Source organism: Lacimicrobium alkaliphilum (assembly GCF_002591895.1).
GTDB lineage: Bacteria > Pseudomonadota > Gammaproteobacteria > Enterobacterales > Alteromonadaceae > Lacimicrobium > Lacimicrobium alkaliphilum.
In genome coordinates, this window is sequence record NZ_NISX01000001.1 from 375137 (window position 1) to 397728 (window position 22592).

At 47.6% G+C, this 22592-nt stretch carries 19 protein-coding genes; 2 read left to right on the forward strand and 17 right to left on the reverse strand.

The window, feature by feature from the left end; genetic code table 11:
• Nucleotides 1–50: 50 nt before the first annotated feature.
• From nhaC to CDA54_RS01755, 8 genes are all read right to left on the reverse strand, one after another.
• Nucleotides 51–1511: a Na+/H+ antiporter NhaC gene (gene nhaC / locus CDA54_RS01720; protein WP_099033264.1), complete on the reverse strand. Its 1461-nt coding sequence runs from the start codon at nucleotides 1509–1511 to the stop codon at nucleotides 51–53.
• An 80-nt stretch (nucleotides 1512–1591) separates the two neighbouring features.
• The gene (locus tag CDA54_RS01725; RefSeq protein ID WP_099033265.1) at nucleotides 1592–2923 is read right to left on the reverse strand and encodes a sodium-dependent transporter; all 1332 of its coding nucleotides are present in this window, start codon (nucleotides 2921–2923) and stop codon (nucleotides 1592–1594) included.
• A gap of 391 nt (nucleotides 2924–3314) precedes the next feature.
• Nucleotides 3315–5354, reverse strand: a complete 2040-nt coding sequence (prc, locus tag CDA54_RS01730) for a carboxy terminal-processing peptidase (protein ID WP_099033266.1) — start codon at nucleotides 5352–5354, stop codon at nucleotides 3315–3317.
• A 4-nt stretch (nucleotides 5355–5358) separates the two neighbouring features.
• Nucleotides 5359–6039: an RNA chaperone ProQ gene (gene proQ, locus CDA54_RS01735; protein WP_099033267.1), complete on the reverse strand. Its 681-nt coding sequence runs from the start codon at nucleotides 6037–6039 to the stop codon at nucleotides 5359–5361.
• Nucleotides 6040–6048: 9 nt separating this feature from the next.
• The gene (locus tag CDA54_RS01740; RefSeq protein WP_099033268.1) at nucleotides 6049–6345 is read right to left on the reverse strand and encodes a hypothetical protein; all 297 of its coding nucleotides are present in this window, start codon (nucleotides 6343–6345) and stop codon (nucleotides 6049–6051) included.
• On the reverse strand, nucleotides 6342–6806 hold the full coding sequence (locus CDA54_RS01745; protein WP_099033269.1) for a GAF domain-containing protein: 465 nt from the start codon (nucleotides 6804–6806) through the stop codon (nucleotides 6342–6344). Before CDA54_RS01745 ends, CDA54_RS01740 begins: the two co-directional genes overlap by 4 nt.
• Nucleotides 6807–6877: 71 nt before the next feature.
• On the reverse strand, nucleotides 6878–7558 hold the full coding sequence (locus tag CDA54_RS01750) for an SIMPL domain-containing protein (protein ID WP_099033270.1): 681 nt from the start codon (nucleotides 7556–7558) through the stop codon (nucleotides 6878–6880).
• Nucleotides 7559–7658: 100 nt separating this feature from the next.
• Entirely contained in the window at nucleotides 7659–7916 is a 258-nt protein-coding gene (locus tag CDA54_RS01755) for a DUF3862 domain-containing protein (RefSeq protein WP_099033271.1), read from the reverse strand.
• 121 nt (nucleotides 7917–8037) lie between these two features.
• On the opposite strand from CDA54_RS01755, the gene rsmF reads away from it, so the two are divergent.
• Entirely contained in the window at nucleotides 8038–9507 is a 1470-nt protein-coding gene (rsmF, locus tag CDA54_RS01760) for a 16S rRNA (cytosine(1407)-C(5))-methyltransferase RsmF (protein ID WP_099033272.1), read from the forward strand.
• Between the two features lie 295 nt (nucleotides 9508–9802).
• Here rsmF and CDA54_RS01765 read toward each other — a convergent pair whose 3' ends face one another.
• The 6 genes from CDA54_RS01765 to CDA54_RS01790 all read right to left on the reverse strand — a co-directional run bounded on the left by CDA54_RS01765 (nucleotide 9803) and on the right by CDA54_RS01790 (nucleotide 17707).
• Nucleotides 9803–10327: a gamma carbonic anhydrase family protein gene (locus CDA54_RS01765; protein ID WP_099033273.1), complete on the reverse strand. Its 525-nt coding sequence runs from the start codon at nucleotides 10325–10327 to the stop codon at nucleotides 9803–9805.
• Nucleotides 10324–11190, reverse strand: a complete 867-nt coding sequence (gene tesB, locus CDA54_RS01770) for an acyl-CoA thioesterase II (RefSeq protein ID WP_099033274.1) — start codon at nucleotides 11188–11190, stop codon at nucleotides 10324–10326. The genes CDA54_RS01765 and tesB overlap by 4 nt, the downstream gene beginning before the upstream one ends.
• Before the next feature lie 4 nt (nucleotides 11191–11194).
• A complete protein-coding gene (locus tag CDA54_RS01775; protein ID WP_099033275.1) occupies nucleotides 11195–13027 on the reverse strand; it encodes a serine/threonine protein kinase in 1833 nt (610 codons plus the stop codon).
• A gap of 5 nt (nucleotides 13028–13032) precedes the next feature.
• Complete coding sequence (locus tag CDA54_RS01780; protein WP_099033276.1) at nucleotides 13033–13875, reverse strand: 23S rRNA (adenine(2030)-N(6))-methyltransferase RlmJ; 843 nt, start codon at nucleotides 13873–13875, stop codon at nucleotides 13033–13035.
• Nucleotides 13876–13968: 93 nt separating this feature from the next.
• Nucleotides 13969–15246: a metal-dependent hydrolase family protein gene (locus CDA54_RS01785; RefSeq protein ID WP_099033277.1), complete on the reverse strand. Its 1278-nt coding sequence runs from the start codon at nucleotides 15244–15246 to the stop codon at nucleotides 13969–13971.
• A 148-nt stretch (nucleotides 15247–15394) separates the two neighbouring features.
• Complete coding sequence (locus CDA54_RS01790; protein ID WP_099033278.1) at nucleotides 15395–17707, reverse strand: winged helix-turn-helix domain-containing protein; 2313 nt, start codon at nucleotides 17705–17707, stop codon at nucleotides 15395–15397.
• 165 nt (nucleotides 17708–17872) lie between these two features.
• On the opposite strand from CDA54_RS01790, the gene CDA54_RS01795 reads away from it, so the two are divergent.
• Nucleotides 17873–18358, forward strand: coding sequence for a tetratricopeptide repeat protein (locus tag CDA54_RS01795; RefSeq protein WP_099033279.1), 486 nt, complete (start codon nucleotides 17873–17875; stop codon nucleotides 18356–18358).
• Between the two features lie 120 nt (nucleotides 18359–18478).
• Here the strand turns inward: CDA54_RS01795 and CDA54_RS01800 are convergent, their stop codons facing one another.
• From CDA54_RS01800 to CDA54_RS01810, 3 genes are read right to left on the reverse strand one after another with little or no spacing between them, the layout of a single operon-like run.
• Nucleotides 18479–20137, reverse strand: coding sequence for a dihydrolipoyllysine-residue acetyltransferase (locus CDA54_RS01800; protein ID WP_099033280.1), 1659 nt, complete (start codon nucleotides 20135–20137; stop codon nucleotides 18479–18481).
• A gap of 11 nt (nucleotides 20138–20148) precedes the next feature.
• Nucleotides 20149–21126: an alpha-ketoacid dehydrogenase subunit beta gene (locus tag CDA54_RS01805; protein ID WP_099033281.1), complete on the reverse strand. Its 978-nt coding sequence runs from the start codon at nucleotides 21124–21126 to the stop codon at nucleotides 20149–20151.
• A 2-nt stretch (nucleotides 21127–21128) separates the two neighbouring features.
• Nucleotides 21129–22313 (reverse strand): thiamine pyrophosphate-dependent dehydrogenase E1 component subunit alpha, encoded by a 1185-nt coding sequence (locus tag CDA54_RS01810; protein WP_099033282.1) that lies wholly within the window; start codon nucleotides 22311–22313, stop codon nucleotides 21129–21131.
• Nucleotides 22314–22592 lie beyond the last annotated feature (279 nt).

The following is a 22592-nucleotide window of genomic DNA, read 5'->3' on the forward strand; positions in this document are numbered from 1 at the left end:
GCCATAGTGAATGATGATGTGATATTAGGTCGTGTTTGCGTCTTATTTTATCAGGTTTTGGCCACGTCTGGCGATGGCACAGGAATGCGCAATATTTTGATACCGAGATACGCGTAAATAATCGCTAGTACCGGATTAATGAGGTTGAAGAAGGCAAAGAAAATATACTCCAGCGGGCTGACCATTAATACACTATGCATATAGGCTCCGCAGGTGTTCCAGGGAATCAGTGGTGATGTAAGAGTCCCACCGTCTTCGAGGCTACGGGACAAGTTGAGTTGATGTAGCCCACGTTTGGCGAATTCTTCTTTATACATCCGGCCTGGCATAACAATGGACATATATTGGTCAGCGGTGATCAGGTTTGTTCCCAGACAGGTTAGCATGGTGCGGGTAACCATCCCACCTGCAGTTTTGGCTCCTCTGAGAAACACCGTAACCACACGTTTTAACAGACCGGTTTTTTCTACCACTGCACCAAAAGACATGGCACAGATAATTAACCAGATAGTATTCAGCATACTGGACATGCCACCACCACTGAGCAAATCATCAAGGTCAGCATTACCGGTATCCAGGGTAACCCCATTGAACAGACTGGTCCAGACCACTGTCACCGAAGCAAGCCAGCCCTCGCGCCCCTGTTGTGCCAGATTCTGTACAACATCAGGTTGAAACCATGCTGCCCAGAGCCCTCCAAGCAATGCACCTATAGAAACGGTAGGAAACGCCGGTACCTTTCGGATAGCTAATGCGAGCAGCACGATCAAAGGCACTAATAATACCGGGCTGAGCTCAAAATTAGCTTCAAGCAGGCGCTGCATCTTGTCAATTTTTTCCAGTGAGGCCTGCCCTGATGCGTTGAGTCCTACAATAACAAATAACAATACTGCCAGAATAAAGCTCGGAATAGTTGTCCACAGCATATAGCGAATGTGTTCAAACAATTCGGTACCGGCCACAGCTGGCGCGAGATTAGTGGTTTCAGACAAAGGAGAAATTTTATCGCCGAAATAGGCACCGGACACTATAGCACCTGCGGTTACCGCTTCAGACATACCCATACCATTAGCAACACCAATCAGTGCCACACCCACTGTAGCCGCGGTTGTCCAGGAACTGCCAATACTCATGGCGACAATGGCACAAATAATACAGGTTGCAGCATAAAAGAAAGACGGGTCAAGCAATTTAAGACCGTAGTAAATCAACATGGGTACAGTACCGGAGAGTAACCAGGTGCCAATTAAAGCTCCTACGGATAGAAGTATCAGCACAGCTCCCAGTGACAGAGAAATCCCATGTACTATGCCCTCTTCAATCTCTTTCCATGTAAAACCATTCTTCAGACCGATAATTGCAGCCACGCCCATTGCCAGCAACAGTGCTATCTGGTTAGGGCCATAAGAAGAATCATCGGCAAAAAGTATTACCGATGAGCTAAGCAGCACAACCAGCACGGTAATGGGGATAAGCGCGTCCAGCATTGAGGGTTGTCTTCGGTCAGACATCAGGGGCTCCTTGGATTATTGTTATTTGAGGACCGATTAAGTGGTCACCATCCCTGACGGGATAGTGGCCTTAAAACAAATCAGAACGACCGGTAAAACATCAGTATGATAATGACCGGGCACACAAAACGGACATACCAGGGCCAGATTTTCCAGAACATTCCCTGAGCAGCCTGCTCATCACTGTGACGCAGCTCTTTGAGGATCTCATTACGATTCCATACCCAGCCGGCAAAAATACACAGCATTAATCCCAGTAATGGTTGACTATATTGTGTTGTGGCGGCAATAACTAACCCAAACAGCGCTTCGAAATTCAGCGCGATAATGGCGCTGCACACAAAAATGCCCAGCGCGATCAGCCAAACCGCGGCTCTGCGCTTAACACCGCGGCTTTCCACTACATAGGCCACAGGAACTTCCAGCATCGAGATAGACGACGTGACCGCGGCAATAGTCATCAGTATAAAGAAGGCTAATGCCACAAAATTGCCCACCGAGCCCATGGTCTCAAAGAGTGCCGGTAGAACGGTAAAGATCAGGGTATCTCCGGCTATCAATTCGCCTGATTCAGAGAAAATCTCTACGCCATTGTGCAGTGCGACGTACATTGCCGGTATAATCAACAACCCGGCCAGAATCGCAACCGCAATGTCTACCAACGCCACTGAAGCGCCAAGACTAGGGAGTTTCTCTTTCTTGCTCACATAGGAACCATAAACCAACATGGTTCCAACGCCTAACGACATAGAGAAAAAAGCCTGACCCATGGCGCTGATCAACAGGTCCGGATTAAGTACTTTTGAAAAGTCCGGCAGTAAGTAAACCTTCAGTCCCTGCATGGCTCCGTCCAGAGTCATTACATAACCAATTAACAATAAGACAATCAGAAACAACGTCGGCATTAATCTGACTGACCATCTCTCAATACCTTTACTGACCCCACCGGTCACAATAAGGGCCGTCAGCACAACGAAAAATGCACAGAAAATGAGATTACGGCTGTCTGAAAAGCTGATCAGCCACTGTGACATTGCCTGCCACTGAAAAATATTGGTCAATGCCTGTAGAGCAAAGGCGATCATCCAGCCGGCGACAATCGCATAAAAGGCCAGGATCAGTGATACTGTTATGCACCCCCAGATACCCGTTGCTTTGCCTATGAAGCTACCGGATATTTTGCCTAACGCATCAACCATATTTGATTGTGTGGCACGGCCAATTAACAATTCAGCCATCAATACCGGATAGGCAAGTACAAATGCCAGCAGAATATACATCATTACAAAAGCAGCACCGCCGTTACTGGCCACCTGAGTAGGGAAACCCCAGATATTCCCCAGTCCGACTGCCGAACCGGCCGCCGCCAGCACAAATCCCAGCCGGGAAGAAAATTCACCTCTTGCACTCATATTATCGCCCTAAGTTTTTGTTATTTTTATGTCGGGATAGATCCTGACTGTACTATTTTTTACATCTTGTAATTTGAATTCTCGGCTAAACCCGCGCCTTTTCTGATCCATAAGAGTACTAAATACCGCTATGGAGGGCGGAAGTGCAGGTTATGCAGGAGCAATTACCTGCCCGTACTTCCTGTACATCGCCGTTCTCTCGCATCCATGCGACCACGGCATACGACCGCCATGGAGGGCGGAAGTGCAGGCTATGCAGGAGCAATTACCTGCCCGTACTTCCTGTACATCGCCGTTCTCTCGCATCCATGCGCCCACGGCATACCGTACTTCCTGTACATAAAATAAAGGCCATGTAGATTTACATGGCCTGCCTTTTATTGCACTTATTTTACTCAGTCTTAATCGCGTACTTGCCGGTTCCCACCACATCGAAGGTAATAGCGGCAGCTTCATCCAGGAATGGATCAATCTCTTCAAGTTCCTCGGGCAGATCCTCAAGAGAATCCACCGGCTCCTTACTGAGTCGCGACAGACGCTCATTCGCTCTTTCCAACGCCTGCTCTTCCTGTTCAGCCTTTTCCTGCATACGCTCAGATTCTACGAGAGAAATAAATTTTTCCTCTTTTTTACGGCGATACTCTTTTATATCCTCAAAAATATAGGCAAATTCTGGATTTTTTTGTATCCGTTGAGCGTGGGATTCCTCAACCTTTTTCACCGCATCAGAGGTGTCACCAAAGGTGGTGTAGTTAGCCCGGATTATGCTGTCCCATGGTAACGCATTCTCTTCTTTACTCTCACCCCAATCCTGTGGGTCCACGGGCGAAGGCAACATGATATCCGGCACTACGCCTTTGTGCTGAGTACTTCCACCATTGATTCGATAAAACTTGGCTATGGTGAACTGAACACTACCAAGGGGGTTATCATACAAATCATATATACGACCTAACCCCCGGTGCTGCTGCACCGTTCCTTTACCAAAGGTTTGCTCACCAACAATTAAGGCCCGGCCATAATCCTGCATCGCAGCGGCAAAGATTTCTGAAGCTGAAGCACTAAACCTGTCAACCAATACCGTCAGGGGGCCTTCGTAGAAAACCATACCGTCTGTATCACGCTCTTCGCGGATACGCCCTGCACCATCGCGAATTTGTACAACAGGTCCCTTATCAATAAATAAACCTGATAACAGGGTTGCTTCACTGAGCGAACCACCACCGTTTCCCCGCAGATCAACAATCAGCCCCTGTACACCTTGTTCTTTGAGAGTATCGATCTCTGCTCTGACATCCTGATGCAGCTTATTGTAAAAAGACGGAATGGTAATAACGCCGAGTTTCTCACCCTTGTTCGGACCCTGCTCAGGAATATACACCTCGGATTTTGCAGCCCGATCTTCCAGTTTTATTTTGTCGCGGGTAAGACTAACCACCGATGGAGCGCCACTGTCTACTGAGCCTTTGAGGACCTGAAGTCTGACTACACTTCCTTTGGGCCCTTTTATCAACTCAACAACTTCATCCAGACGCCAGCCCACCACATCAACAAATTCATCGTCTTCCTGAGCAACACCAATAATCTTATCTTCTGGTTTGATCTGCTTTGACACATCAGCAGGCCCACCGGGCACGATAGAACGGATCACAGTATGATCGTCCTCTGACTGTAAAACAGCACCTATGCCCTCAAAAGACAGATCCATTTCCATCTGGAAGCGTTCAGCGTTGCGAGGCGATAAATAACTGGTGTGTGCTTCTACACTGCGCGCGAAAGCGTTCATTATCGCCTGGAATACGTCCTCACTCTGTGTTTGAGTAAGGCGTTTTATTCCTCTTTGATAACGTTTTTCCAACACATCTTTGATACCTTCCCAGTCCTTACCGGCCAGTTTCAGATTCAACGCATCATATTTGACACGCTGACGCCACAACTCGTCCAGTTCAGCCTGGTCTTTGGGCCACTCTGCCTCTTCACGATCATAATGAAAGGCATCCCCTTGTTTTTCAAAATCAAAGGGTTCCTCTAACAGCGACAACGCATATTCGTAACGCTGTGCACGACGTTTGATATTAAGCTTATACATATCATAAGCCGGACTCAGGTTACCCCGTTGCAAGGAATCATCGAAGGTATCCCGGTGCTGTTCCAGCCTGACAATATCAGAGGCCAGGAATATATTGCGATTCGAGTCCAGGCCTTGCAAATAGCGATCAAAAATCTTCGAAGACATCTCATCATCGAGTTCAATGTTCTTGTAGTGCGCTCTGGTGAACAAGGACGCCACCCGCTTGGATGCTACGGCGTGTTGTGATTCCTGCTCAAGATCCGGCAGATCTTCAATACCTGCGGTGCCAGGCACAGCTGCAGAATGTCCACTGAGCACCAGCAGTGCTGTGGCAACGGAAACCCGAATTGCATGATTCATATATTTACCTCTTAGGCGGGGCTAACCTTAGTGTATCAACAGGGACTTTTACGACCATGCCTGTACTAAGCTGAACATGAACCCCTTCCTTAGCAATTTCACTGATAGTACCTTCTACTGGTACTTTCCCAAGTTTAACGGTGACATGTGTTCCTGCTTTAAGGTCATTATCACCCAGTTTAGCCGGGGGGGGCCTTTTTATTGGTTTAGCTGAACCCGATTTAGTTCCCTTAGTACCCTGATTTACTGCTTTTGTGGTACTGCTTCCATCGGCGTTTCTGGCTTTCTGCGGCCTTTTCTGTCCATTTGTTGCCTTGGCCGCCTTCTCTTTATTTTCTTTACGTCGTTGCGCGGCTTTTTCCTTACTTTCTGCCAGCTGTTGTTTTGCATGCTCGGCATGCTCTTTATCGATTGCAGCATCTTCCTTACCGTCAAGATCAACCCGGTGTGCCCCCTCGATAACCGCATGCAAATAACGCCAGCTATTCGTGTAGTGCCTTAGGGATGTACGCAGCATTGTTTTACTGATACGTTCATCGTCAGCCAATCGTTCAGCGAGATCCTGAAAAATTCCTATTTTTAAGGGTTTGGCGTCGCCCTGAGTACTAAAACAGGCAGGAAAGGTTTCAGCTAAAAAAGCAATCACTTCTTTGCTGTTTAAAAACTTCTGTTGTGGGTTATCCATTCAATTGTTCTAATGGTCTGTGTGTGCTTCAGGGGGCTCATCATCCCAAGTTGCTAGTAGTTGGTCAACCCAGTCATGCAGCTCATGCTCTTCAATATCCAGTAAATATTGATCCTCATACCAATTTTCCCATATATGCTGAAGCATTAATTCCAATTGATGGGTATCAATATCTTCGTCGACACTGTTATAAAGATAGTGTAAAAATTCATTTAGCTTATCACTGGCTTCCGCTGCCCGTTCTTCCCAGAACTCCATGTCGGCAGGCGTTGCTAACACCACATGTATATCTACCATCTGTTTCAAAGCAGCGCCTCCTCAAGTGCATCAACAACTTTTTGTAAGCCTTGCAAGTCGTCCTCATCGAAACGCCCGGTGGCAGGACTGTCAATATCCAGCACACCTAACAAGGTATCCCGATGATAAAAAGGGATGACAACTTCTGAGTTTGAAGCACTGTCACAGGCAATATGCCCCTCAAACTGATGCACATCTTCAACTAATTGTGCTTTTCCCAGCTTTGCGGCAGTACCGCAGACTCCGCGCCCCATAGGAATGCGAACACAAGCCGGTTTACCCTGAAAGGGGCCCAGCACTAACTGATCATCTTTATATAGATAGAAGCCTGCCCAGTTAATTTCGGGTAAGCGCATCCAGATCAAGGCACCGAGGTTTGCCAGGTTGGCAACTAAGTCGGGCTCACCTTCTGTTAACGCTTTTGCTTGCTGAACAATCTCATCGTATAACTGTGTTTTATCTAAAGGCATAAAATTCTACTACTTATTATTAAATGCAATAAAAAAACGGGTAAAAAAACAGGCTGAAGTATCGTCCCCGGTTAATTTATCAGTTCAAACTGAACCTCAACTCTTGCATCAATTGCCTGTTGACCGGGCATACTGGCATCTCCTTTTACACGCATACGTGATTCGGCCATCATTGGCACTGGCCGGTATTGAGACATTTCATTGATACTCTTAACCTGACCAACCTTGACACCCGCAGCACCAGCAAGCTTTTCAGCTCGACCCCGGGCATCTTCAACCGCCATTGCCAATGCACTTAAATAAAGACTTTGTGGATCTTCAAAACCGTATTCGAAACCGTCCATACGTGTGGCACCGAGTTTGAATACGGAATCCAGTACTTTGTCATACAGCTGTAGCGCCCGGAGGCTAATGTGCACGGTTCTGGACAACACAAATCCTTTTTGTTCAGTCATACCATTACGATGTTCGTACCAGGGCTGCAATTGTACCTGCATAGAAGCAATATCTTTTTCTTCCACCCCCTGCTCAATCAGACTATGAATTATGCGCTGTGTTTTATCAGTAAGGCTGTCATTCAGCTTACTGATAACCGGTCCTTTCTCTTCAATATACAGACTGAACTGAAAGAGATCCGGCACTTTACTGACACTGGCCTGTCCCACCACACGAATTTGTTGCGGCGGTGACTGCTGTGCCCAGGCCTGCAGACTAAATAAGACCAGTGAAAATGCGATTGCAATTGTTTTCATAAACGCTCCGGGGGTAATATCATCTATGGGTGACTGAACAACACATTTTCCTTATCGCAGCTGAACACCGGATGAATTACAGTTCATCCGGTAATACTGACTATTGTTCTGGCATCAGCCCTTTATGATCAAAGTACACTGCTGAATCAGCAACAAAATTGACTTTGATATGTTTGTCTTTATTACCCCAGATACACTGGGTATTAGCCAGTTTTTCCTCACATTTATCGGCTTCTCCCAATACCGTTTTGACTTCAGCGTAAGACATACCTGCCTTCACCTGATCATAGGACTCCATATTGACCTTTGAGCATGCGGTCAACAGCACCAACAAAGAACCGATTAACAGTCTTTTCATAAAAGTTCCCCTTTCATTCCATATTTGCACAGAGTTTACCCCAGAGAGTGTTCTTCAACCAACTGCCGCACAGGTTTAATTTTAGGTATACTTGCCGTTTACCAAAACCTTAGTATCGCTTATGTCCTCGCCGTGCCTTCCTGAGCCGTTTCTGAAACACATCGCAGATATTCTTCCTGACTCACTGGAAATGAGTGATTTTGTAGAAACGTGCAAAACACCGCTACGAAAAAGTATCAGGGTCAACACGTTAAAAATTAGCGTAGAAGATTTTTGTGAGAAAATGCGCCGCCAACAGTGGTACTTCACAGCTATTCCCTGGTGCAATAATGGTTTCTGGCTTCAGCGTACGGCAGAACAGGAACAATCTGTCCCCCTTGGCAGTACTCCTGAACACCTGGCCGGGTTGTTTTATATACAGGAGGCCAGTTCTATGCTGCCTCCTTTGGCATTAATCGGTAACGCGTTACCTGAAACTGTGCTTGATATGGCTGCAGCGCCGGGCTCTAAAACCAGCCAGCTCAGTGCACTGATGCAAAACAAAGGTTTGCTGGTAGCCAATGAGCTGGCTGCCAGCCGGATCAAATCCATGGCCGCAGTGCTACAGCGTCTGGGAGTTACTAATACAGCAATCAGTCATTTTGATGGCAACGTTTTTGGGGAGTGGCTCCCGGAGAGCTTTGACGCCATTCTTGTTGATGCGCCCTGCGGGGGTGAAGGCACCATCAGAAAAGATCCCGATGCCCTTAAAAACTGGTCCCATGAGTCAATTAAGTCAATCAGCTGGGTGCAGAAAAAACTCATCGACAGCGCCTTTAAAGCCCTGAAGCCCGGCGGTTGCCTGGTGTATTCCACCTGTACCCTGAACCATCAGGAAAACCAGGCAGTTTGTAACCACCTTGCAGACATTTATGATGACGCCGTACAGATAGAACCGCTGAATAACCTTTTCCCCGGGGCCGATAAAGCGGTAACCGAAGAGGGATATCTGCATATCTGGCCTCAGATTTTTGATAGTGAGGGTTTTTTCGTCGCACGGCTGAGAAAATCACGCAGCCTCGGACTTCCTGTCCCAGGCCCCAGAAAAGCCCAGGTACCGTATATCAGAGTAACTGAAAAACAGCAAAAACTGATCAACGAATATCTCTTCAACCAGTTCGGTTACACACTCCCGGAAGATAAATCGCTGTTTATCAAAGAACAGGATTTTTGGCTTCTCCCTGAGCAGGCAGCACCTCTGCTATCCAGGTTTCGCTTTCAGAGGATTGGTCTGAGACTCGCCACTCAGCACAAATCAGGCTTTCGTTTAACCCATGATGCGGCAATTGCATTAGGTACAGGCTTCACACGACAACGATTGGCATTAACTACTGCACAACTAAGAGAATATTGTCAGGGCCGGGATCTTCAGGTTGATGAAATACCCCCGCAAGGGGAAATTCTATTGACCTGGCAGGAGCAGCCCGTTGGTATGGCAAAGGGTCTGGGACAAAGAGTAAAAAATTCCCTGCCCCGGGAGCTGGTCAGAGACAATTTACCTCGCTGGAACGGCGATATTCAGGGCCACAATTATCTCATTCAAACGATGTAAAAGCTGGGCATAATGCTGTGGATAACCTCTGCAGAAGCTGTGCTTATATGTATCGCATGTTCGCCAAGTCACACCGGTAACCTTATGATATTTAATTAATATTTATTTAATACAGAAAAATATTAAAAAAACTCTCAGGGTTGTTCTACAATTAGAGTCCGGTACAAATTGAGATGAACAGTTTTCCCGTTTTCCAGGCTTTAAAAGTTAGCGCACGGCTCATTTATGAGCCATTCCCCTAAGCCCAAGACCCTCCCCGGGTTCTTGGGCCTTTTTTTACCCCCCACAGACGTTGTTAGTCAGTTACAGTCTTCAGCTTAAGGCGATAACGAGCTGCGTTCTCCACATAATGTGCAGCAGAGGCTTGTAACATTTCACACTGTTCTTCAGTTAACTGGCGAATCACTTTAGCCGGGCTCCCCACCACTAAACTACGATCGGGTATCTGCATGTTTTCCGTTACCAGTGCACTGGCTCCTATCAGGCAATGCTTGCCGATCCTGGCCCCGTTTAGTATCACTGCATTAATTCCGATTAAGCTGTAATCATCGATTACACAGCCATGCAACATTGCTTTATGACCGACTGTCACTCCCTCACCCAGAGTAAGGGGTACGCCTTCATCTGTATGTAAAATGGCACCATCCTGAATGTTACTTTTTCTACCAATTACCACCTCGTGATTATCGGCGCGGATCACTGCGTTAAACCATACAGAAGACTGCTTGTGTATCTTCACATCACCAATAATATGAGCACCGGGCGCTACATAGACGTCTTCATCCAGGCGGGGGTGCTTTGAATCCAGGCTGTATATCACTGTTTTTCCACCTTACGCATAAGACCTTCCTGCATTGTTGAAGCCACCAGCTCACCTTTTCGATTAAATATCTGCCCTCTGGCAAATCCTCTGGAGCCTCCTGAGAATGGACTTTCCATACAATAGAGCAACCAGTCATCAAACCGAAACGGCCGGTGAAACCACATGGCGTGATCAATAGTCGCCATACGGATATTCGGATGCATAATAGACATACCATGGGGTTGAAGGGCAGTAACCAGAAAATAGTAATCGGAAGCATAGGTTAATGTTGTCTGGTGAATATTCAGATCATCCCCCAGTTTTTCCACACTTTTCATCCATACATTACGGGTAGGAGGTGCTACTGTGGGTTTCATGGGATTGATGGCCTGCACTGTACGCATGTCGACAGGACGATGATAGGCCAGCTTTTCCACCATATTTTCCGGTAGCTTATCCAGTACATTCTCATAAAAGCGGATATCCGGTTCCAGGCTATCCGGATCGGGGACGTCGGGCATATCGGCGTGCTGGTGCGTCAACCCTTGTTCTTCCACCTGAAACGATACTGTCATGTAAAATATTGTTCTGCCATTTTGGATCGCTTTCACACGGCGGGTGCAGAAGCTGCGTCCATCGCGAATAAATTCCACATCATAAACCACAGGTTTATTGGCATCGCCGGGCAACAGAAAGTAGCAATGCATTGAATGAGCGATACGATCTGGGTCTACGGTTTGCTGTGCCGCCGCCAGCGCCTGGCCCATTACCTGGCCACCAAACAATGCGCGAAAGCCTAAATCCCAGCTCAGGCCACGGTAAAGTCCCTTCTCAAGCCTTTCCAAGGTCAGTAATTCACTCAGTTGTACAGAATTTTTCATGTTTTCAGGATCTCACTTCCAACGGATTGCGGGGATAGAACTTATCAGGCAGGCACGCCATATGTTCAAAGAAACGGGTATCTTTATAAGGCAGTTTCATAAAACCGGATATTCCTACACCATGAATTTTTGGTATATGCAATATTAGCTGTTTCAACAATGTACTGAATACCTGTTCTTTACTGTGATCCAGCAAAGTGTAGTAACTGTGTACCTTGAGATGGGTTTCCAGTGCTTCAAAGATAATACAACCTGTGTGGTGAATATCATTTAATTCACTGAGAATAGCCAGGATGGTTTGCGGTAATTTAAGCAGCTCATCGGGATCATCACCGTCTTCAAAGTAGGAATGCATGCGACTTTGCGCCTCCTCCACTGAAATACGACTGACCTCGTAAGGTATCGCCATTCCCGGTTCAGGAACGAAGGGCTGGTGCACATCGCTGCGTTCCAGGTGCAGAGTATCCCGGGCATTAAACATACAGCTTTTGAACACCCCGACACGATGTATCGCTCTGGCGAGCGTGACGACATTGTTTACAGACACCTCAAAAGAATACTTCATTGCCGGATCATGCAGGTTGAGGCTGGAGTCGATATATATACCTTCAGGATGCCAGCGTACCGCCAGCCCGCCTACTACGGGGTAGCGTCCGAGGCGACTCACTGCAGAGATAAATGCTTTTTCAGTCTGCCCCATGCCCTGCATATAATTCTTATAATAACGCTCAAACTGCTCATCATTAAGATAGCGCAGCTCATCCTCTATCGATTCCGCTCGCAAAAACGATTTTCTGGAGCTGTAGACTACGGTATCGATCGGTTTGTCGCCATGATGGGTCCAACAGGGGATCACTGTCTGGTGTTGTTGTATGTTCTGGTCACTGAACAGTAAGTTGCGTAAATAGTTGGCATTGCGCATAAAATAATCCCCGCCCTTTCGGCGGATATCAGCGTCATCACTGAGCATAGCGGTCAGAGTTTGGGCCAGTTCCTGTGGCAGGCCCAGCGCATTGGGGGTAATCACCTGAGTACCAAAGCGACATGACTGACCCGATGCCAACGCATAAAGAGTGCTGGCGAGGCCCTGTTCATCAAAGCGCGGACTGGAAAGAGCACCATTGAGTTGCTCTTCACCGATAAAATATACGTCCCCCAGACGGGCATTGGTTTGTTGAAGATCACTGGACATTAAGTCCATCACACTGTTGCCGACATAGTGGCCATCGGCATCAAGCTGTGCATATACACAGGAGCCCCAGTCTATCAGTGCAATCTCTTCCTGTTCCTGATCAAACACCAGATTGGAAGGTTTGATATCGCCGTGCACAATAGGTTTGGCTATGCCATTTTGCCTATTTTCACGAAGGCTCCAGAGCAACTCCGCCAACTGGACTGCAATTTTTACAATCAGCCGGGTCGGCAGTGGCCCTTGCTGCAAAGAAATCTGTTCCAGGTCCAACCCTCTTGCCCGCCCCATTACAAGGATCGCCTGTTTTTTAATTCGCTGGAACTCTTCCAGTTGCGGTACTCTGGGATGATCCACCTGGCTCAACATATAAGCTTCTTCTTCAAGACGATCCTGTACATGCTGAGGCAGGTTAATACGGGAGAATTTAAACACTAATTGCTGATTTCGCTCATTTACTCCGGCAAAAGCAAAACCAAAGGCCCCTTTACCGATCAGCTCGATGTTTTCATAACCGAGTAATTCCAGCTGCTCTATGCACAGATTAATCCAGTCCTTCAGCTTTTGCGCATCCTGATGAGATAGCAGATAAATGGATTGCTCATCAGGGATATAGAAATGCTTAAGTCTGGAATCTGGTACTGACATCGATGCTAATCCTGCTGAGCCAGCCAGCGAATCTGATAACTGCCTTCACCGCCCTGCCCCAGAGCCGTTGCCAGTTCAGGCATTAACATCTCTACATGCTGGTCGAACTGCCAGGGTGGATTAACAATCAGCATCCCTGAGCCATGCATGCCCAGTTGTTCATCCTGTGGCACCACACTGAGCCGAATATCCAGCACCGACTTATAAGGGCCCCTGCTGACCGCCTCAAGCATACCTTGACTGCGATCCCGCTGCTTAGCTAAAAGTGGATACCAGATGGCATAAATACCGGTCTGCCAACGCCTGTACGCCTTATTCAGCGTGTCTGGGAGTACCTGATAGTCTGTTTCAAGCTCATAGGAGGGATCAATCAACACCATGCCTCGTGCAGGCTTTGGTGGTGTAATAGCCACCAGGCCCTCAAACCCGTCACGGTGGTGAACGTGGACCCGGCGCTGCTGCTTATAATTTGCTTCAAGTTGCTGAACTTCGTTGTTATGCCATTCCATAAACTGAAGGCTGTCCTGTTTACGGCATAACCTTCTGGCAATTTCAGGGGAGCCCGGATAGCGATTATGCTGACGGTATTGCTCTACAAGTTTTAAATACGCTTTTATATGCGAGCTCTGACATCCCGCATCCAACAGAATATCAATACCGGTTTGATACTCAGCGGTCTTCTGCGCCTGCTCAGAGGTTAAATCATAGATCCCCGCACCTGCGTGGGTGTCGATGTAAACAAATGCTTTGTCTTTGGCACAGAGCTTTTCCAGCAACAGCATCTGGCAAAGATGCTTCAGTACATCAGCATGATTGCCTGCATGAAAAGCATGTCGGTAACTGAACAATGCGTTATTCCAATTAAATTTATCTGACTGACGGTAGTTTAAGGGATTTTAATAGTCCTGACATCTCTGTCCTGGTTTGCAAAGAGACGCCCTCTACTCTCCTTTAATAATTTTTCCGCCTTTAATCACTACTTTTACATCCTCCAGTATTCTGATGTTTTCTAGAGGGTCGCCTTCAACGGCAACCATATCAGCCAGCATGCCTGCTTTGAGTTGTCCCCGGTCAGATACACCCAATAAGCCCGCTGCATTAATCGTAGTACTCTGAATGGCGTGCAATGGGCTCATTCCGCGCTTAACCATGGCGTGAAATTCTAATCTCGCATCTTTATGTTGCATCACACCGGCATCACTCCCCAGAGCGATGTTAATCTTATGTTTAAGTGCCAGTTTAAAGCTGGTTTCAACATGGGGTTTGAGAAATTCATTTTTTTTCACTGTCCACTCAGGTGTTTCAGGGGGCAGTGGAACATCATTTAAATGTATAGTGGGCACGTAGTATGTTCCCCTCGTTTTCATCTCCTGAATAATTTCCGGGGTCAGCATAGAGCCATGCTCTATAGAGGCTACACCGGCCTTTACTGCCGCCATAATTCCCTCACTGCCATGGGCATGAGCCATCACCTTTAGCCCGTGTCGGGTGCTTTCTTCAACTATTACCTGTAACTCTTCATCTGAATACTGCTGTGCCCCCGGACTGTTGCCTTTTGAGAAAACACCAGCAGTAGCACAGACTTTGATCACTTTGACACCATGTTTTGCCTGATAACGAATGGCTTTAAGCAGTTCATCTTTACCATCGGCGATTCCTTGCTGAGGACCGAGTTCCATGATCCCCGGAGCAAATCCGGTAATGTCACAGTGGCCGCCAGTGATAGAGATATAATGGCCAGCCGGAAACATACGCGGGCCAATAACATGGCCCTTATCGATAGCCCGCATCAGGGCAACATCGGGAAAACCCGGAAACCCACCTGCATCCCTTACGGTAGTAAAGCCCGCGTTAAGCATGTCACCACCGAACTTCACTCCGTGTAGAGCCCAGTCTGCCGAGGTTTCCATAACCGGCGCTGTGGTCCAGTGATCATCATTAAAATAATCCAGCGTGATATGACTATGCATATCCATAAAACCCGGCAACAGGGTTAAGTCTCCCAGTTCAAGAATTCTGGCATCATCAGGCAGGTTTTGCGGATTTATCCCGGCGATCAATCCGTCTTCAATCACAAACACGGCAGGAGAAATCATTTCTCCACTTTGCACATCAAGATAACGACCGGCTTTGACCACCAGCGCTGTCTCAGCCAGCAGTGTATTGCTGAAAAAGCACAGGAAAACCAGGGTAGCGATGAGAGACTTTATCTGTTTCACTGAAATGACCCCTTTGGTGTCAGTGATATTAAGGTGTTTTACACCTTAGTCGGGATGACTTCAGATTAATAGTCATAAAGGCGATGTAATCCAAAGTGGGGTTTGCAAACGATGCTTATATCACCGGTCCGTTCACTGTATTTGTCAATTATTCCGTGATTTTGGTATTACCGGTATTTAGCTGTTGTCGTTGCTGCTGCTGTTCAGACTCAATTAATCTGCTTAGTCGACTAAACTCCGGCAGTCTTTTTAATGCCCTGGCATTATCACTCTTATCAGAGTGTATAAATAACCACCAGAGCGGAACCCAGCCTTTTTTATAGGCCTGTAATAGTAGCGTCAACATTTCCTCAGTTTTCCCTTGTATAAACAGATGGTTAGCCCTGACTCCGGAGTGCAACGCCCAATCTGGCCATTGCTGTTCAAGATACGCAAGCTGGTGCGAAAGCGTATTTTTTATCCTTGAGTTATCACTCAGAGCCAGCAGCGCCAGTGACAGTTCACTATTATGAATATTCACTGTGACGTCTGGCTTAAGTGGCGAAGGCTGCACCTTTGCCAGTTCGCGAGCCCCCTGATGTTGTTTTTCAAGGGCCAGATAATTCTGCCGCAACAGAGGGACAAGATCATATGTGCCCGTGCGAATGGATTGCATAGACTGCAACATACTGAGGCTTATCTGCGGTTCCTTATTCTGATATCCAAGACGAATAAAATTTTTCCAGAACCGGGCATCGACGGAATCGCCATATAAAGATGCCGTACGCTCAAACCAGCTTGCGGCTTCGGCCTGCAGATCCAGCTCTAAATAGAGCAGTCCAAGGTAAGCACTGTTGGCTGCAGAGCCCGGATCCAGGCTCAGACACTGTTGCATGGCCAGGATCGCATCAGCCAACCGCCCCACTTTATGCAGTATCCTGGCTTGCCAGACATAACTCCAACTGTAATCCTGATCCACACTCTGAGCCACAGAAATTGCCTGTAGAGCCTGTTCGGACTGCCCTGAGTAGTAGTAGACGATGGCCAGGTTGATATTGACCCAAGGCGAAAGTGGATCCGCCTGCCTGGCACGTAAGGCGTACTCTAACGCTTTATCCGGCTGGCTCTGGGCCACTGCTAACTCAGACAAAAGATACCAGGCCTGTGCATTAGGTGAGCGTACTTCCAGAGCCCGTTCCAGGGCCTTTGTGGCATCGTCAAATCGCTGTTCCAGAGTGGCCAGGATGGCCCGGGCATGGAGTGCATCTACCTGATCAGGATCCAGCGCCAATGCCTGTTCTATGGCATAACCGGCCTTACGGATGGCTTCATTTTTGTCCATGTAAATATCATGAAAGTGATACCGGGCATAAATATAAGCCAGACTGCCGTGGGCCGCGGCAAAATCAGGCTCAACATTAATGGCATCCAGAAAGGCCTTTTCAGCCCGGTAAAACCATTCACTGGTTGAACCATTCATCCACCAATAACGACCTTGTAAATAGTGTTGATACGCCTGCACCTCGATCCGCTCGGGGGCCCATTTCGCATTCTCTGCTGCGGCCTTATCTGGTAGCAAATAGTGGTGAACATCTTGGCTAATCTGGCGACTGACATCACTCAGTTGATCTTGCGGACCGGTATATGTCCTGTTCCAGGCGGCAGTCTTGCGCCGTGCATCCACCAGCTCGACCTGAATAACATACCCCTGTTCGTTGAGTTGTTGCAGATTACCCACAAGCAAATATCTGACCGCCAGTTCCTGTGCAACTTTCTGTGCAGACAGCTCAGTATTGCCATAGGAGAAAGAGGAGTAACGTGATGTCAGGTCTAAATCAGATGTTTTCGTCAGCGCCGTTAATACCTCATCAGCAATACCATTAGCCAGGTAATCATATTGGGGATTACCAGACTGATTGGTTAAAGGAAGTACACCCACATCAGGTTTGACAATCACTGATTCGGCATACTCCGTCGCCGGTTGATGCAACCAACTAAGCTCAAAGGCCAGCCACAACACAAAAAATACCGCCGGCAGTATCCAAACCAAATGTTTAAGTGAAAAGGTTCGGGGCTTTTTTCGTGGCGCAGGGGACGAAACATCTGCGTTCATTGCTACACCAGTATCCCTGACGCTGCTGCCAGTACCATCATGCCATTTAATATCACTGGCCAGTCGATAGCCTTTTTTGGGGATGGTCTGTATCAACTTCCTTGACTGGTTGTCATTCAGTGCTTTTCTTAGCTGGGAAATGGTCCGGGTAAGGGCCTCTTCAACCACCACCTGCTGCCCCCAAACGCGATCAAACAAAACCTCCCGTTCAACAGTTTGCCCCGCATGTTCAACGAGCACCAAAAGAACATGCATTGCCCGGGGTTCTACATGCAGAGTCTGCTGTTTGTGGTAAATGCTGTTATTACCAGTGTCGATGCGAAACTCGCCAATGGTAAATTGTCCACCCGGGGTTTTCCCTTTCCCCATCAGCTCCACACCCTGCTTTTTGCCATTTTAATCTCCATTAGAAAGACATTAGCTTTTCATTCTTTGTTCGTCAGGCACAAGCCCCGGTAGTTTCTTATAACTGTTCCTGTGCCGGCAATCTGACAGTTCGGTTCACAACAAGTGTATTTATAAGGGGCTTAAGCCATGTTCAAACATTTATTTAAAAACACCACTATTGCCTTTTCATTAACAGCTGCCTGCTACGTTCAGGCCAATGACAACCTGGAACTGAAAACAAGTTATCAGGATGTACCCGGCGTAAGAAATATTGAAGCCGGACAATACCAGACAGGTATCCAGAAATTAAAAACCTTGCTGGGCAATACCCGGCTGCCTGAACTGACAGCGCCTGCGCACATCAACCTCTGTGTCGCCTATACCGCTCTGGGCCAGATAAATAATGCCGAAGCTTTTTGCGATATGGCTATTAAACAGCATAGCAGCAAGCGCGACCTGAGCATTGCATACAATAACCGTGGCGTACTGCACTATGTGCAGGGTAAAACCGAACAGGGTTTGAAGGATATGCAAATAGCCACTGAACTCAATCCCGCTAATAGTCTTGCTGTGCGCAATGCAATCAGACTCTCAGGAGTTGAGGGCATGACACAAGTTATCAGCAGCCTGTAAACTGAAACACATTACCAACAGTATTCAAGGGCCGCTTCAACTGAACAGCGGAACGCCCTCAAAGGTGAACCAAAATGAAAACCCGCGTACTCCGCGGGTTTTTACGCATTCTGGCGATTTTTACTTCATCTCAGCCAGCATCGCCAGCGGATTCTCCAGATAGGATTTCCACAGATTAGAGAACCTGACCATAGTCGCACCATCAATAATACGGTGGTCGCCCGACCAGCTGATATGCATGATATTCACCGGCTTCACATTATCCTGCTCGTCAAAACGCGGCAGACGCTGAATTTTACCTAAGGCAACGATGGCAGACTCTGGCTTATTGATCACAGGTGTCGCAACCGTACCGCCAATCACACCCACATTAGAAATGCTGATAGTGCCACCTTTAAGATCCCCGCCGGGCAGGCGCCCTTCCCTGGCCTGCTCAATAAGACGATTAGCTTCTTTAGCCACCTCAAAAAGACTCAGGTTCTGAACCCCTTTAATATTTGGCACCAGTAAGCCAATTTTCGAGTCCACCGCCATACCGATATTGTGATCATCAAAATACGTCAGCTCTGTGCAATCATCATTTACCTGACTATTAACGACGGGGAAGTGTTTCAGCGCCAGCGACATCGCTTTGATAATAAAAGGCATAAAGCTCAGTTTAACGCCCTGTTTCTCAAATTCAGGCTTAAGCTGAGCTCTGGCAGCCATCAGTGCATCCATTTCAATTTCATCGCTGACGCTGAAATGAGGAATACTGAATACCGACGCTGACATCTGTCTGGCCATAGCTGCCCCTACACCGCGAATCGGTTCAACTCTGCTACCCCCGGTGGATTGGGGCGCTGATGACGCTTTTTGTACAGATTGACCAGAGTGTTGCTGAGTTTCAGCGTCTTGCTGTTCAAGAGCATGCAAGTCCTGCTTCATCACCCGGCCTTTTTTGCCACTGCCCTTAACCTTATTTAAATCCACGTCTAGCTCTCTTGCTAAACGCCTGACCGCAGGGCTGGCCAACGCTTTACCTTCTGGTGCAGGTTTAGGATCAAACTCGCCGCCGGGGAACTTTTCCTGCTTTGAAGTTGCACGATCTCCGGAGTCGGTTTTCTGAGGCTTCTCCTGAGTTTCTGGTTGGCTTGTGCCCGCCTTCTCAGATGATTTTACCGATGCGGACTCTGTCTCGGTATCGGCATCAATTTCAATCGCAAAAAGGGGCTCATGTACTTTTGCAATCTCGCCTTTTTGATAGTAACGCTTGAGTACTTTACCGTTGAATTTAGACGGAATCTGAACCAGTGCTTTGTCTGTCATCACATCGGCAACGGGCTGATCTTCAGAGATCTCATCTCCCTCCTCGACCAGCCATTCTACCAGTTCACACTCAACTATCCCCTCACCGATATCCGGCAGGATAAAATCCTCGGTTTGCTTTGAACTGCTTTGCGAATCGCCCTCAGTATGGGCTGATTGGGCCTGCGTTTTAGTGTTTTCAGCCTGTTGTTGGGTGTCAGCGGAGACCTGGGAAGCGTCGCTTTCACTGCTCTCACCCTCAACATCCATGGCAAACAGCGGTTCATGCACTTTCGCGATTTCACCTTTTTTGTAATACAGCTTTTTAACCACACCAGTATTCATGGCGGGGATCTGCACCAGAGCTTTATCGGTCATCACATCAGCAACAGGCTGATCTTCAACGATTGTATCGCCTTCCTCAACCAGCCACTCTACCAGTTCGCATTCCACTATACCTTCGCCAATATCTGGCAATATAAAATCTTTCATAAACCAGGCTCCTAGTAGTGAACGGTGCGTTTAATGGCCTCGAACACCTTGAGGTGATCCGGCATATATTCTTTTTCATGGGCCAGAGGATAAGGTGTATCCAGACCACAAACCCTGGCAATCGGCGATTCCAGGTTTAAGAAACATTTATCCTGCACCGTGGCCGCAATTTCGCTGGCGAAACCGCCAGTCAGAGGTGCCTCATGGGAAATCAGCAAGCGGCCGGTTTTGACCACTGACTCACAGACGGTATCTGCATCCCAGGGCAGAATACTGCGCAAATCAATCACTTCAGCATCTATGCCCTCTTTTTGTGCCAACTCAGAGGCTTTATCCAACACTTCCATCTGTGCTCCCCAGGCTACCAGAGTAATATCGCTGCCGGATTTAGTAATCTCGGCTTTACCCAGAGGCAGCGTGAAATCGTCCTCAGGTACATCCCCTACTGAGGCACGATACAAGCGCTTGGGCTCCATAAACAATACCGGATTGTCATCCCGAATGGATGCCAGCAACAATCCTTTGGCCTGATAAGGATTGCGGGGGATGACGATCTTCATTCCCGGAGTATGGGCAAAATAGGCCTCGGGGGACTGCGAATGGTAGTGACCACCTGCGATTCCACCGCCATAGGGTGTACGAATGGTCAGCGTGCCACAGCTGAACTGACCACCGGAGCGATAGCGCCATTTGGCCGTTTCGTTTACGATTTGATCGAAAGCCGGAAAGATATAATCACCGAACTGGATCTCAGCAACGGGCACGGAGCCCTGTGACGCCAGACCATTGGCGAACCCGATAATCCCCTGCTCAGTCAGTGGGGTATTAAAACAGCGATCGCGACCAAACTTTTGTTGCAGGTTACTGGTAGCTCTGAATACACCACCAAAATGACCGACATCCTCCCCGAATACCATGACCTTTTCATCGTCTTCCATGGCCGTGATCAAAGCGTTATTAATTGCCTGTAGTAAATTCATTTTAGCCATGCTTACAGCCTCCCTGATGTTTTAGGATAGGCCTCGGGGTATTTGGCCATGTGTTTTTTCAATTCACTCAGTTGCTCTTTTAAGTGCCAGGGAGGCGTGTCATATACATCTTCAATAATTTCATCTATTTTACAGATTGGTACTTTCTCAACCCGTTTAAGCTCCTGTAGTACTTCCTGGCGCATTTTTTCCAGATCTTTATTCTCCTGTTCTTCATCCAGCCAGCCTTTATTCTTCAGCCAGGCACCAAGACGGGCAATAGGATCTTTTTGCTGCCATTTCCCCTCTTCCTCTTTCGAGCGATAGCCAGTGGGATCATCAGAAGTGGAATGCGCAGCCAGACGATAAGTCATGGCTTCGATCAATACAGGACAGTTTTCCTTAAGGGCAATCGCACGGGCCTGTTGGGTAGCAGCATAAACTGCGAAAGAATCATTACCGTCTACACGGATGGTTTTTACGCCATATCCCAGACCACGGGAAGCAATACCGTCTCCGGCAAACTGCTCTTCCGCCGGCGTTGAAATCGCATAACCATTATTTCTACAGAAGAAAATAACCGGGCAATGGAGTACCGCGGCCATATTTAATCCGGCATGGAAGTCACCTTCGGAGGCAGCCCCTTCACCGAAATAACAGATCGTAATGGCCTCGTTACCCGCCATTTTCTGACCATAAGCGTAACCGGATGCCTGTGGGATCTGAGTGCCCAATGGCGAAGAAATCGTCATAAAGTTCAGTGCTTTGTCACCATAATGTATGGGCATCTGGCGGCCCTTATTGGCCTCCTTTTCATTGCTGAACATCTGATTCATAAAAGCTTCCGTACTATACCCACGAAACGCCAGCGCCCCCTGCTCGCGATATTGCGACATGATCATATCCTGGGGTTCCAGCGCTGCTGCACTGGCCACGCTGGCGGCTTCTTCACCGGTACTGGCAAGATAAAAGCTGATCCGCCCCTGTCTCTGGGCAGCAACCATACGCTCGTCCAGGACTCTGACAAAACGCATGGTGCGATAAATTTTTAAAGCCAGTTGCTGATCGATATCCGGTACGGTTACCTTTTTATGGGGGGTGCCGTCTGGCTGTAAAATTTGCAACATGGGAATGTCGATAAGGCCGTTCTCAATAATACTGACCTCGTGAACAAGACCGACGTTAGAAAGATGGTTTCTGTCTTTCATATTTTGCCTTTGCTGTTCGTAAACCGGCAACAGGAAATGGCCGGTTCAGGTGTTAATGTTGCTGTCTATACTAGTAGAGGATGCTCCGCAAGGTGTTGCTTTTTACCCGGGCACACTGAATTTTATTAGTACATAGAAACCAATGTATGCACCTAAATTAGGACAATAATTCTATATTTAACAAATGATCCACATTCGCTGAACATGGTACAAACATTTATCGGTCTTTTTTCGTTACCATTAGTTCTTTGTCTAACGCTCTCAGGTGGATGATGTCCG

Bases quoted from the DNA above. Each gene is read 5' to 3' on its own strand.
- nhaC (WP_099033264.1), bottom strand. From the start codon at position 1,511: ATGTCTGACCGAAGACAACCCTCAATGCTGGACGCGCTTATCCCCATT.
- CDA54_RS01725 (WP_099033265.1), bottom strand. From the start codon at position 2,923: ATGAGTGCAAGAGGTGAATTTTCTTCCCGGCTGGGATTTGTGCTGGCG.
- prc (WP_099033266.1), bottom strand. From the start codon at position 5,354: ATGAATCATGCAATTCGGGTTTCCGTTGCCACAGCACTGCTGGTGCTC.
- proQ (WP_099033267.1), bottom strand. From the start codon at position 6,039: ATGGATAACCCACAACAGAAGTTTTTAAACAGCAAAGAAGTGATTGCT.
- CDA54_RS01745 (WP_099033269.1), bottom strand. From the start codon at position 6,806: ATGCCTTTAGATAAAACACAGTTATACGATGAGATTGTTCAGCAAGCA.
- CDA54_RS01750 (WP_099033270.1), bottom strand. From the start codon at position 7,558: ATGAAAACAATTGCAATCGCATTTTCACTGGTCTTATTTAGTCTGCAG.
- CDA54_RS01755 (WP_099033271.1), bottom strand. From the start codon at position 7,916: ATGAAAAGACTGTTAATCGGTTCTTTGTTGGTGCTGTTGACCGCATGC.
- rsmF (WP_099033272.1), top strand. From the start codon at position 8,038: ATGTCCTCGCCGTGCCTTCCTGAGCCGTTTCTGAAACACATCGCAGAT.
- tesB (WP_099033274.1), bottom strand. From the start codon at position 11,190: ATGAAAAATTCTGTACAACTGAGTGAATTACTGACCTTGGAAAGGCTT.
- CDA54_RS01775 (WP_099033275.1), bottom strand. From the start codon at position 13,027: ATGTCAGTACCAGATTCCAGACTTAAGCATTTCTATATCCCTGATGAG.
- CDA54_RS01790 (WP_099033278.1), bottom strand. From the start codon at position 17,707: ATGGGGAAAGGGAAAACCCCGGGTGGACAATTTACCATTGGCGAGTTT.
- CDA54_RS01795 (WP_099033279.1), top strand. From the start codon at position 17,873: ATGTTCAAACATTTATTTAAAAACACCACTATTGCCTTTTCATTAACA.
- CDA54_RS01800 (WP_099033280.1), bottom strand. From the start codon at position 20,137: ATGAAAGATTTTATATTGCCAGATATTGGCGAAGGTATAGTGGAATGC.
- CDA54_RS01805 (WP_099033281.1), bottom strand. From the start codon at position 21,126: ATGGCTAAAATGAATTTACTACAGGCAATTAATAACGCTTTGATCACG.
- CDA54_RS01810 (WP_099033282.1), bottom strand. From the start codon at position 22,313: ATGAAAGACAGAAACCATCTTTCTAACGTCGGTCTTGTTCACGAGGTC.